Genomic DNA, 12,373 nt, shown 5'->3' on the forward strand with positions numbered 1-12,373 from the left:
ACAGAATTTCCTATATAATGTCTGCCTTTTTTGACATTCTGAATTTTCAGCTAAATGCCAAATTCCCGCAGCAAGCAAAAGCACAACAAGCTGAGTAAAAGGATAGAGTATGCGTACTAATTATTGTGGGCAATTAAATATCGCTCATGAAGGCCAGAAGGTCACTCTTTGTGGATGGGTAAACCGCCGTCGTGACTTAGGTGGTTTGATTTTTATCGATATGCGTGATCGTGAAGGTATCGTTCAAGTTTTCTTCGATCCAGAGCGTAAAGACATATTTGAAAAAGCGTCAGAACTGCGTAACGAGTTCTGCATCCAAATCACAGGTACAGTACGTGCGCGCCCAGATAGCCAGAAAAACAAAGACATGGCTACGGGTGAAATTGAAATCTTTGCTGAAGGCTTGGAAGTCTTCAACAAATCTGAACCTCTGCCATTAGACAGCAACCAAACCAACACAGAAGAGCGTCGTTTAAAATACCGCTATTTAGATTTACGCCGTCCGGAGATGTCAGATCGTCTGCGTACTCGTGCGAAAATCACCAGCTTTGTTCGTAACTTTATGGACAAAGAAGGCTTTATGGACGTTGAAACGCCAATGCTAACCAAAGCGACGCCAGAAGGGGCGCGTGACTACTTAGTACCAAGCCGTGTTCATAAAGGCAAATTCTACGCATTGCCACAATCCCCTCAGCTGTTCAAACAGCTGCTGATGATGTCTGGCTTCGATCGTTACTATCAAATCGTAAAATGCTTCCGTGATGAAGATTTACGTGCTGACCGTCAACCTGAATTTACCCAAATCGATGTGGAAACCTCGTTCATGAGCGCGGAGCAAGTTCGCGAAGTGATGGAGCGTATGATCCGCAACCTGTGGCTTGATGTGAAAGGCGTTGATTTAGGCGATTTCCCAATCATGACCTTCGCAGAAGCGATGCGTCGCTACGGTTCAGATAAACCAGACCTGCGTAACCCAATGGAACTGGTTGATGTTGCTGATATCGTTAAAGATGTTGAATTCGCAGTATTTGCAGGTCCAGCAAATGACCCTAAAGGCCGTGTTGCAGCCCTGAAAGTGCCAGGTGGCGCAGCAATGACCCGTAAACAAATTGACGAATACGGCAATTTCGTGGGCATTTATGGTGCGAAAGGCTTAGCGTGGATGAAAATCAACGAACGCGCGAAAGGCTTAGAAGGCATTCAAAGCCCAGTTGCGAAGTTCCTAAGCTTAGAAATTATCGAGCAAATTATTGAACGTACTGGCGCTGCCGATGGCGACATTATCCTGTTTGGTGCGGGTGCGAAAAATGTGGTGACTGACTCCATGGGCGCATTACGCCTGAAAGTGGGTCGTGACTTCGAGCTGACTAACTTAAATAGCTGGCAGCCACTGTGGGTTATCGACTTCCCTATGTTTGAAGAAAATGGCGAAGGCGGCTTAACCGCGATGCACCACCCATTCACTTCACCAAAAGATTTTACTCCGGAAGATCTGGCGAAAAACCCTGAAGATGCCGTTGCGAATGCCTACGATATGGTTATCAATGGTTACGAAGTGGGTGGCGGTTCTGTCCGTATTCACCGCAGCGAAATGCAACAAACCGTGTTCGGTATTTTAGGTATCAATGAAGAAGAACAACGTGAAAAGTTCGGCTTCCTGTTAGATGCACTGAAATACGGTACGCCACCACATGCAGGTTTGGCATTTGGTTTAGACCGCTTAGTGATGCTGTTAACTGGAACTGATAACATCCGTGATGTTATTGCCTTCCCGAAAACGACCGCAGCGGCGTGTTTAATGACCAATGCGCCAAGTCATGCAAACCCTGATTCGCTGACTGAGTTAGCGATTGCAGTTGTGGCGAAAGAAGAAGAGTAATGAAAAGTTATAAGCGCCCAGAATCGGTATTAGTCATTATGGTGGCTGAAAACACGGGCAGGGTGCTTATGATGCGGCGTAAAGATGATCCAGACTTCTGGCAATCAGTGACCGGAAGTTTGGAACTTCATGAAAACAGTGCTGCGGATGCAGCGCTTCGCGAAATCAAAGAAGAGACGGGGTTTAACCCGCAACCAAGTCAGTTACATGATTTGTCGAAAAGTATCATCTTTGAAATTTTCCCGCATTTCAGGCATCGTTATGCACCGGATGTAACCCACTGTAAAGAACATTGGTTTAAATTGGTGCTAAGTGATGAACAAACGCCATTACTGACTGAACACACAGAATTTTGTTGGCTTGAACCGCAACAGGCGGCAAAGCTGACAAAATCGTGGAGCAACAGCCAGGCTATTTTAGAATTTGCTGTTTAATTATTTTATTGACGTTTTTGGAGATATTTCATGGCAGGTCATAGTAAATGGGCCAACACCAAACACCGTAAAGCGGCGCAAGACGCAAAACGCGGTAAGATTTTCACTAAAATTATTCGTGAGCTGGTCACTGCAGCGCGTTTAGGCGGCGGCGATGTCGCAACTAACCCACGTTTGCGTGCTGCTGTGGATAAAGCATTATCAAACAACATGACTCGCGACACATTAAACCGTGCGATTGCACGTGGTGTGGGTAATGATGATAACGATAATATGGAAACCATCATTTATGAAGGTTACGGTCCTGGCGGCACAGCGGTTATGGTTGAATGTCTAAGTGACAACCGTAACCGTACCGTCTCTGAAGTTCGCCACGCGTTTACGAAAACGGGCGGTAACTTAGGGACTGATGGTTCTGTATCTTATCTGTTCACCAAACGTGGCGTGATCACTTACGCACCGGGCGTGGACGAAGATGCTCTGATGGAAGCTGCATTGGAAGCGGGTGCCGACGACGTTGAAACTTACGATGATGGCGCGATTGACGTTTACACTACACCAGAAACGTTTGGTGAAGTGAAAGATGCGCTGGATGCCGCTGGTTTTACTAGCGAAAACGCTGAAGTTTCTATGGTTCCATCCACTAAAGCCGAACTTGATGTTGAAACTGCCCCTAAATTACTGCGTCTGATTGATATGTTAGAAGATTCAGACGACGTACAGGAAGTTTATCATAACGGTGATATCTCTGATGAAGTTGCTGAGCAACTGTAATTAAGACGATGTCTGCGTAGAGAAAGCGGGCTGTGTCCAGCCTGTTTTCTCTAACGCCTCTCCCATCTTCACCTTCTCTTTTATTTGCTATATTTATGATGGTAGGAATGCTACTTACACTGAAATTCCGGTGGAAACGGTGATATTTCCTTGTTGCCATTGTGGCTGTCATTAGATGGGAATAAGATGATATGAAAATTAATAAAGGGCAACTATAGGTTTTATATGGCGATTATTCTAGGTATCGACCCTGGCTCACGGATCACAGGATACGGTGTTATTCGCCAACAAGGTAGGCAACTACTCTATCTTGGAAGTGGGTGTATTCGTACTCAAGTTGATGATTTACCAAGCCGTCTGCAGCGTATTTATGCGGGAGTCTCGGAAATTATCACCCAGTACCAACCTGATGTTTTATCTATCGAACAAGTGTTTATGGCGAAGAATGCGGACTCGGCTCTGAAACTGGGGCAAGCGCGTGGTGTGGCGATTGTCGCGGCAGCAAACCAAAATATTCCCGTTTTTGAATATGCGGCTCGCCAAGTCAAGCAAACTGTTGTGGGAACGGGAGCTGCAGAAAAAAGCCAAGTTCAACATATGGTGAAATCTATCCTAAAATTATCGGCTAGCCCCCAAGCGGATGCTGCGGATGCGCTGGCGATTGCCATCACACATTGCCATTTTAATCAAAACCTGCTGAAAGTCGGCGATCCGCGTTTAGTGTTGACCCGTGGAAGATTAAGATGAAGACTGGATATGCATCCAGCATTTTTTGTGGTATAAACAGCAGAGTCAAAATTTAAAACGCTAATCAAATTTAAGGGGTTCAGTGTGATAGGTCGTTTACGTGGCATCGTATTAGAAAAGCAACCACCCATTGTGTTACTTGAGCTACAAGGTGTTGGCTATGAAGTTCATATGCCAATGACTTGTTTCTATGAATTACCTGAAATTGGTCAAGAAGCGATTGTTTTCACCCACTTTGTTGTGCGAGAAGACGCTCAATTACTGTATGGTTTCAATGACAAACAAGAGCGTGCTCTATTTAAAGAGCTGATTAAAGTCAATGGCGTGGGTCCTAAACTGGCACTCGCAATTTTATCTGGCATGTCGGCTCAACAATTTGTGTCTGCCATCGAGCAAGAAGCGATTTCCTCTTTGGTGAAATTGCCAGGTATTGGTAAGAAAACTGCCGAGCGTTTAGTGGTCGAAATGAAAGACCGTTTCAAAGGCTTGAATGGGGATCTTTTCAACCCAGTGAGCGATATTAATTTACCAAGCGTGAAGAGCCAAGGACCAAGCCAAGCAGATATCGAAGCCGAAGCTGCTGCTGCCTTGATTGCTTTGGGATATAAGCCGCAAGAAGCCAGCCGTATGGTGAGTAAAGTCGCGAAACCTGATAGCGATTCTGAAACCCTGATCCGTGATGCCTTACGCGCAGCACTTTAATTGAGAGATTATTACGATGATTGAAGCTGATCGCCTAATTACCGCTGAAGTGCTGCATTCTGAAGAAGAAGCCATTGATCGCGCGATCCGCCCTAAATTACTGGATGAGTATATTGGGCAACCGCAAGTTAAGCATCAAATGGAAATATTTATTCAGGCAGCCAAAATGCGGGGGGATGCGCTTGATCATCTGTTAATTTTTGGACCACCAGGGTTAGGAAAAACCACATTAGCGGGTATTGTCGCCAACGAACTTGGGGTTAATTTACGGACAACCTCAGGGCCTGTCCTAGAAAAGGCAGGGGATTTGGCAGCGATGCTGACTAACCTTGAGCCTCATGATGTCCTGTTTATTGATGAAATCCATCGCCTTTCACCCGTAGTCGAAGAGATTTTGTATCCTGCCATGGAAGACTATCAATTAGATATTATGATTGGTGAAGGTCCTGCGGCACGTTCCATCAAAATCGATTTACCGCCATTCACGTTAATTGGCGCCACTACGCGGGCTGGCTCTTTAACGTCGCCACTGCGTGACCGCTTTGGGATCGTACAGCGCTTAGAATTTTACCAAGTTGATGATTTGCAACATATCGTGAAGCGTAGCGCTCAGTATATGGGGCTGGATATCACCGAAGAAGGGGCATTGCAGGTCGCGATGCGTTCACGAGGAACACCACGGATCACTAACCGTTTATTACGCCGTGTGCGTGACTTTGCCCAAGTAAAAGGCAATGGCAGTATTGATGAGTTGATTGCGAGCCAAGCGCTGGATATGTTGAATGTGGATGCGGCGGGTTTTGACTATCTTGACCGTAAACTGCTGGTGGCAATCATCGATAAGTTTATGGGCGGACCAGTGGGGGTTGATAACCTTGCCGCTGCGATTGGAGAAGAGCGCGAGACCATCGAAGATGTGCTCGAACCTTATCTTATCCAGCAAGGGTTTATTCAGCGAACACCAAGAGGGCGTATGGCAACAGCCCATGCTTATTCTCATTTCGGGTTAACGCCGAAAGAAGTCTAGATTTTAAACGCTTGATTGATATATAGATACGTATGATTTAAATAATATCATACGTATTTCAAATGAAATGAACCCAGTAATTTAGCCACAATTACTGGGTTTTTTTGTATCTATATTTTACTAAATTGAGAAATTATCATTATTTAGTCCACGAAATGGTATTGAGAATATATGCAGTGAGTTTTAAAAATACAGACATTGATAATGATTTTTATTATCATATGGTGTCTTTTCGACTATTAGGATAGTCCCACATGAATAAAGCTTCTTGCACATTTGCGCTCACAGTACTTTTATTTGCAACTGTTGTTTCTGGTTGCACAAAAAACACCAAAGCTATCACCAATAAGGAAACTATTGAAAGTTGTTCTCGGTATTTACCTGAAGGATCAACATATTGGGTGAGTATCGAGGGTGAAATTGACTTAAATAAGAAATTTCATGGGGATTTAAACGTGAATGTTCCAAAAGATAAATTAAATGATCCAAAATACTCAGATGAAGGATTTAAACTAAAAGTTAATCAATTTATGGATTGTGTCGGTGGATTTATAAACGATAGTGTCGGTGATGTAGAAATCCCCGTGAATAACGATAAAAAGAATGCTGAATAATTCGTATTATTGAATTTTATTAGAACCCGCATAAAGCGGGTTTTCTATAGGTTTTTTATCCAGATACGGTTTTATTCAGGCATTCTTTTTATACAACTAGTTTTTCGTTTTTACGCACAAACTTAGAATAAATAAAATGGCAGAAGTTAGTACCACGGACGGGCCAGCCGGAGTGTCATAAAATGCGGATAGGGTTAATCCGCCAGTCACGGAAACCATGCCAATACCAATGGCGGTGAGCGCCATTTGTTCTGGCGTTTTTGCAAAACGTCGAGCGGTAGCAGCGGGGATGATCAGTAAAGAGGTAATGATTAGCGCACCAACAAATTTCATTGCGATCCCGATGGTTAACGCCGTGACCATCATCAACAATAAGCGAGAGCGTTGGAGATTAATTCCATCCACAAAAGCCAGCTCTGAGCTAACTGTCATCGATAAAAGCGCCCGCCATCGATAAAAAAGCAACCCGCAAACGACAACTACACCGATTAGAATCGTTATAATGTCTTCATATGTTACGGATAACAAATCACCAAATAGATAAGCCATCAGATCGACGCGGACACTCGCCATTAGGCTGACGACAACAAGGCCTAAAGATAGAGAGCTGTGAGCCATAATGCCGAGTAATGTATCGACGGCGAGTTGAGGACGTTTTTCCAGCCACACAAGGATCAGAGCCAATAATAACGTCACGGCGATCACGGCGTAAAAGGGATTAATGTTTAACAGCAAACCGAAGGCAACACCTAGCAAAGATGCGTGGGCGAGGGTGTCCCCAAAATAGGACATGCGGCGCCAAACCACAAAGGAACCTAAGGGACCGGCAGCAATCGCGAGTAACATACCTGCAATCCAACCAGGTAACAGTAACTCAATCATGATGGCAATCCTTGCTGTGTTGGTGGGATGTAATCACATTACCTTCTAAATCATGTTGGTGATTATGTTGATGACGGTAAACCCCCAGTTGCTGTGCGCCCCGATAGCCAAACATAGCAACAAATTCAGGGTGATTAGAGACAACATCAGGGGTACCAGAGCAACAAATATGCCCGTTAATACATAAAACTTGGTCTGTTTTTGCCATAACTAAATGCAGGTCATGAGAGACCATGAGAACCGCGCAACCGAGTTCAGTTCTTAATTGATTGATTAGGTCATATAACGCAACTTGACCATTAATATCGACGCCTTGGGCGGGCTCATCGAGAACCAACAAATCAGGTTTATTGAGTAATGCACGCGCAAGCAGAACGCGCTGGGTTTCACCACCCGAGAGTTTCTGCATTGGCTGGTCAATAAGATGCGTGGCTTTTACTCGCTCGAGAGCGGGTAATAAATGCGCCGTGCGGACACCTTGCTTTAACATCATAAACCGCTTTACGGTTAGCGGTAGGGTGGTATCTAAATGCAGTTTTTGTGGGACATAACCAATAGAGAGTGACGAGGCTCGATTGATAGTGCCTGATGTGGGCGCTAATAGCCCCAATACCACGCGAACAATCGTGGATTTACCTGCACCATTCGGCCCCAATAACGTCACGATATCACCTTTGTTAAGTGCAAAAGTGACATCCTTTAATACGGGTTTATCGCCAAATGAGACAGAGATTTTATTTAAAGATAATAGTGGTTGCATATGAAAACATCTTGCAGAAATCAAGTTGTGTTATATTATAACATTTCAATTTTAAGATCACGGAAAAATGTTCATGATACACAAATCGAAACTTATTACCCGTAAATTCATCTGCAAAGCTACGTTAGCTTCAGTTTTAACTGCATCGATGTTGCCACTAGCCAACGCCGATGTCGTCACATCGATTCGACCTTTAGCTTTCATTGCTGCGGGGATCGCTGATGGTGTCACTGATACACAAGTTTTACTTCCTGATGGCGCTTCGCCACATGATTATGCACTGAAACCTTCGGATTTAAAAAAGATAAAACAGGCTGATTTATTTGTTTGGGTTGGTCCTGAATTAGAAATGTTTTTAGAGAAGCCAATCAATGTATTAGACCAGAATAAACGTCTGGCATTGGCTGAGCAGAAAAATATTCATGACTTATTAATGGCTGAAAACCATGAGGAGGACGATAGCCATCAACATGCCGATGAACCTAACCATGATGCGGATCACGAACATCATCACCATGGTGAGTATAATATGCACATCTGGTTGTCTCCAGATATTGCAAATTTGGCTGCCGATGACATTTACGCGCGTTTAGTAGAGCTTTATCCTGCTCAGAAAGATAAGCTGGACGTAAACCTTCGTAAATTCAAAGAAAACATGGCGCAAAACGATAAGAAAATTGCTAGTATTTTAAAACCGGCTCAAAATAAAGGGTATTTTGTTTTTCACGATGCTTATGGCTACTTTGAAAAACACTATCAGCTCGCTCCGTTAGGGCATTTTACGATAAACCCTGAGATTCAGCCCGGTGCGCAAAAATTGCATCAAATACGAACACAACTGGTTGAGCATAAAGCGCAATGCGTTTTTGCTGAGCCACAATTCAGACCTGCGGTTATTGAAAGCGTAGCGAAAAATACGGGAGTCAAAATGGGTACTCTCGACCCACTCGGTAGTGGGCTGGCAATTGGACCAGATAGCTACATGAAGTTTCTGACTCAACTATCAGAACAATACGCAAGCTGCCTGAATTAAGCATAGAGGAATAGTTTAAAGTGCAGCAAATGGCAAGTGGTATTGTGCAGGCATTTAACGGCTTGTCCAAGACCCATAAAATTGTGTTGAGCACGCTCACTGTCGCCACCATGGCCGTCGCGATTTGGCGGCCTGTACATATCCCTACCACGCATGAAAGTGACAGTTCTCCTGATACGGTCATTCCTTTTGCTCAATCAGCGATTGAAGCAGAAGGCGATGATTTAATTCAAGATAGTAGTGAGCAGTTACCCGATGAAGGCGTTGCAGACAGCGACACTGACGCATCAGATGCAGATGGTACACCTCTCGCACATGAATATGTTGTCTCAAGTGGCGATAATTTATCGTCTATTTTGACCCAGTTTGGTATTGAAGCTGGTGATGTTGCGACACTTTCAAATCAACATAAATCATTACGTAATTTAAAAATCGGTCAAACCCTTAGCTGGACACTGAATGCTGATGGCGAATTAGAATCCTTAACGTGGGATGTTTCTCGTCGTGAAACGCGTATCTTCAAACGTGTTGGGGCAACCAACAAATTTGAAGAAGTGAAAGAGATCCGCAAAGGTGATTGGACAAACAGCGTGATGACCGGTTCTATCGAAGGCACGTTTGCTCAAAGCACCAAGAAAGCCGGTTTGACTCGTACCGAAGGTCGTGAAGTTACCAAAGCATTACAGTGGCAGGTGGACTTTAACAAGCTGAAAAAAGGCGATAAGTTTACTGTTTTAATGGGGCGCGAGATGCTCAATGGGACTCATGAACAGAGCCAACTAGTTGGCGTACGTTTACAGTCTGGCGGTAAAAATTACTACGCTTTCCGTGCTGAAGACGGACGCTACTATGACAGTGAAGGTAATGGTTTAGAACGCGGTTTCTTGCGTTTTCCAACGGTTAAGCAGTTCAGAGTTTCATCACACTTTAACCCGCGTCGTGTTAACCCGGTAACGGGGCGAGTTGCACCACATAAAGGGGTCGACTTCTCAATGCCAGTGGGTACCCCTGTATTAGCGGTTGGTGATGGTGAAGTGATTGTGGCGAAGTACAGTGGTGCGGCAGGAAACTTTATTGCTATTCGCCATGGTCGCCAATATACGACGCGTTATATGCATTTACGTCAATTGCTGGTGAAACCAGGACAAAAAGTGAAGCGTGGTGATCGCATTGCGTTATCAGGTAATACTGGACGTTCTACAGGGCCACATCTCCATTTTGAAATGTGGGTTAACCAACAAGCCGTCAACCCGCTAACTGCGAAATTACCAAGCTCAGGTGGTTTAACAGGTAAAGAACGTAAAGAATATTTAGAGCTGGTCAAAGAAACTAAACCTCAGCTTAAACTGAAATAACCATTTCAGCTTCTTCATCCAATAACTGGCAGATACTTGTGTCTGCCAGTTTTTTTTGTAATGCTCTTACACATTCATTTTTGGTTATCAAAATAGCCGTGATTTCTTGGGTATAACATGAATAAAGAACAAGATACCGACAGCAAAAAGGGCTATGTGCCAACGTTTCATAAATCCTATTTATTACCTAAATATTGGGGCGTGTGGTTAGGTGCAGGGCTCTTTGTTGCGCTTGCCTATATCCCTGTTAAAGTTCGTGACCCTATGCTGGCAAAAATAGGTAAATGGGTTGGACGATTAGCGAAGAGCGCCCGTCGCCGAGCTAAAATTAACTTACTCTATTGCTTTCCTGATATGGAAGAGCAACAAAGAGAAGAGTTGGTTGACCGGATGTTTGAAACTGCACCGCAGTCTTTTGTCATGTTGGCTGAATTGTGTGTACGTGGTGCAGAGCGAACATTAGCGCGCACCCAGTGGCATAACAAACAGATTATCGACCAATTGCAGGAACAGCAAAGCAATGTGATTTTTATGGTTCCTCACGGCTGGGCTGTCGATGCTCCTGCAATGTTATTAGCTGCGATGGGGCAGAATATGGCGGCGATGTTCCATCACCAGAAAAATCCCGTTGCAGATTATTTGTGGAACAAGGCGCGTTACCATTTTGGTGGACGCCTTCATTCCCGCGAAGCAGGAATTAAACCTTTTATTGCATCGGTCAGACAAGGTTACTGGGGTTTTTATCTACCCGATCAAGATCATGGGGAAGAACACAGTGAATTTGTTGATTTCTTTGGCACATACAAAGCGACTTTACCCGCTATTGGTCGATTGATGAAAGTGTGTAAAGCGAAAATTGTTCCGTTATTTCCGGTGTACGATCACGTTAATCATCAATTACATATCTATGTTCGTGAACCAATGGATGATATTGATGGGCAAGATGATAACTATATTGCACGTCGAATGAATGAGGAGTTAGAGTTTTTAGTTGAGCCTAATCCAGAGCAATATACGTGGATCCTCAAACTCTTGAAAACGCGCAAGGAAGGTGAAATAGAGCCTTATCAGCGAAAGGATTTATATCGCTAGATATCTTTTTAGTATAGTAAAAAGCCACGGTAATCATTATCCGTGGCTTTTGTTTTTTAAGAGCGGTAGATATTTATTATATATAATTATGGAATAAATTTAATTTAAAAGATGGCTTTAAAATAATGCTAAAAACACTAAAGTGTAGGAGTGATATTCTAAATACATTGTTATATTCTTCCTGAGATGAAGGTGAGGGAAGATTATGGGCTGGAAACATTATGAATAAAACGAAAACAACATTAGATCAATGGATAACTTTGCAAGCTGTTGTCGATTATGGCGGGTTCGCTCAAGCAGCTGAAGTGTTACATAAAACACAATCTTCAATTAGTTATACTATTAGTAAGCTAGAACAAATATTAGATATTGAAATTTTTGTAGTGGAAAAACGCCGAGCTGTATTAACTTCACAAGGTGAAGCACTATTAGCATTATCACGAGAAGTGACCAATAAAGCGATTGCATTAGAAATAGCTGCGAAATTAATAAATAAAAAGATAAATAATAAAATAAAGATAGTAATAGATTCATTATATAGCAGTGATGACCTATTAAATAAGATTGGAAGCCTAATCAAAAGTAGAAAAGATTATGATATTGAATTAACCAAAACACTACTGAATCGGGAAGATATCTTATCATATAAAGAGTTTGATTTATTAATATCTCATCATTATATCGGTTCATTAAATCCCATCTTTTTGGGAGAGATTGACGCGGTTCTTGTTACAGCGCCTAATCATTATTTGCAGCAATGTACCAAAGATAAGATTAGACATAAACTCGAAAAAACACCGCATATTGTTTTGTCTACGATTTTTCAAGATAAGATGCGAAGCCACCAAACTGTTAAGGTTGCAAATACTGAAACAGCGATTAAATTAACTAAAAATTCAGTCGGTTACTCTTGGTTTCCAAGGAATATTATTCATGAATTGATAGAGGAAAACATCTTAAAAGAAATTGAGAATGACATTTGCAATTCTAAATACCAATTTTATATGTATAAAAATAAGAATCCCATAATAAATGATATGATCATAAATTACCTATTTAATGATTTCTAAACTA

13 protein-coding genes are annotated in these 12,373 nt (G+C 42.8%); 11 read left to right on the forward strand and 2 right to left on the reverse strand.

Annotated elements, in window-relative coordinates; genetic code table 11:
* The first annotated feature begins 109 nt into the window (after positions 1-109).
* The 7 genes from aspS (at position 110) to M5X66_RS07730 (ending at position 6,177) form a co-directional block, all read left to right on the forward strand.
* Positions 110-1,879, forward strand: coding sequence for an aspartate--tRNA ligase (aspS, locus tag M5X66_RS07700; protein WP_036948289.1), 1,770 nt, complete (start codon positions 110-112; stop codon positions 1,877-1,879).
* Positions 1,879-2,313: a dihydroneopterin triphosphate diphosphatase gene (gene nudB / locus M5X66_RS07705; RefSeq protein WP_108478191.1), complete on the forward strand. Its 435-nt coding sequence runs from the start codon at positions 1,879-1,881 to the stop codon at positions 2,311-2,313. Before aspS ends, nudB begins: the two co-directional genes overlap by 1 nt.
* A 30-nt stretch (positions 2,314-2,343) precedes the next feature.
* On the forward strand, positions 2,344-3,087 hold the full coding sequence (locus M5X66_RS07710) for a YebC/PmpR family DNA-binding transcriptional regulator (RefSeq protein WP_036948283.1): 744 nt from the start codon (positions 2,344-2,346) through the stop codon (positions 3,085-3,087).
* A gap of 225 nt (positions 3,088-3,312) precedes the next feature.
* Complete coding sequence (gene ruvC, locus M5X66_RS07715) at positions 3,313-3,834, forward strand: crossover junction endodeoxyribonuclease RuvC (RefSeq protein ID WP_036948281.1); 522 nt, start codon at positions 3,313-3,315, stop codon at positions 3,832-3,834.
* An 84-nt stretch (positions 3,835-3,918) separates the two neighbouring features.
* Positions 3,919-4,536 carry a Holliday junction branch migration protein RuvA gene (gene ruvA / locus M5X66_RS07720; RefSeq protein ID WP_036948277.1) on the forward strand — a complete coding sequence of 206 codons (618 nt, stop codon included), beginning with the start codon at positions 3,919-3,921 and terminating at the stop codon, positions 4,534-4,536.
* Between the two features lie 16 nt (positions 4,537-4,552).
* Positions 4,553-5,563: a Holliday junction branch migration DNA helicase RuvB gene (gene ruvB / locus M5X66_RS07725; RefSeq protein WP_036948275.1), complete on the forward strand. Its 1,011-nt coding sequence runs from the start codon at positions 4,553-4,555 to the stop codon at positions 5,561-5,563.
* 254 nt (positions 5,564-5,817) lie between these two features.
* Complete coding sequence (locus tag M5X66_RS07730) at positions 5,818-6,177, forward strand: hypothetical protein (protein WP_270103978.1); 360 nt, start codon at positions 5,818-5,820, stop codon at positions 6,175-6,177.
* A gap of 96 nt (positions 6,178-6,273) precedes the next feature.
* On the opposite strand, the gene znuB is transcribed toward M5X66_RS07730, so the two are convergent.
* Positions 6,274-7,059 (reverse strand): zinc ABC transporter permease subunit ZnuB, encoded by a 786-nt coding sequence (gene znuB, locus M5X66_RS07735; RefSeq protein WP_154599316.1) that lies wholly within the window; start codon positions 7,057-7,059, stop codon positions 6,274-6,276.
* On the reverse strand, positions 7,052-7,819 hold the full coding sequence (gene znuC / locus M5X66_RS07740; RefSeq protein ID WP_108478188.1) for a zinc ABC transporter ATP-binding protein ZnuC: 768 nt from the start codon (positions 7,817-7,819) through the stop codon (positions 7,052-7,054). The genes znuB and znuC overlap by 8 nt, the downstream gene beginning before the upstream one ends.
* Before the next feature lie 73 nt (positions 7,820-7,892).
* On the opposite strand from znuC, the gene znuA reads away from it, so the two are divergent.
* The 4 genes from znuA to M5X66_RS07760 all read left to right on the forward strand — a co-directional run bounded on the left by znuA (position 7,893) and on the right by M5X66_RS07760 (position 12,369).
* Positions 7,893-8,852, forward strand: coding sequence for a zinc ABC transporter substrate-binding protein ZnuA (gene znuA / locus M5X66_RS07745; RefSeq protein WP_036948265.1), 960 nt, complete (start codon positions 7,893-7,895; stop codon positions 8,850-8,852).
* A 20-nt stretch (positions 8,853-8,872) separates the two neighbouring features.
* Positions 8,873-10,207: a murein DD-endopeptidase MepM gene (mepM, locus tag M5X66_RS07750; RefSeq protein WP_036948263.1), complete on the forward strand. Its 1,335-nt coding sequence runs from the start codon at positions 8,873-8,875 to the stop codon at positions 10,205-10,207.
* Between the two features lie 117 nt (positions 10,208-10,324).
* A complete protein-coding gene (gene lpxM / locus M5X66_RS07755) occupies positions 10,325-11,299 on the forward strand; it encodes a lauroyl-Kdo(2)-lipid IV(A) myristoyltransferase (protein ID WP_036948261.1) in 975 nt (324 codons plus the stop codon).
* Between the two features lie 221 nt (positions 11,300-11,520).
* Positions 11,521-12,369 (forward strand): LysR family transcriptional regulator, encoded by an 849-nt coding sequence (locus M5X66_RS07760; RefSeq protein WP_108478187.1) that lies wholly within the window; start codon positions 11,521-11,523, stop codon positions 12,367-12,369.
* The last annotated feature ends 4 nt before the right edge of the window (positions 12,370-12,373 follow it).

It is taken from the genome of Providencia sp. PROV188 (assembly GCF_027595165.1).
GTDB lineage: Bacteria > Pseudomonadota > Gammaproteobacteria > Enterobacterales > Enterobacteriaceae > Providencia > Providencia lanzhouensis.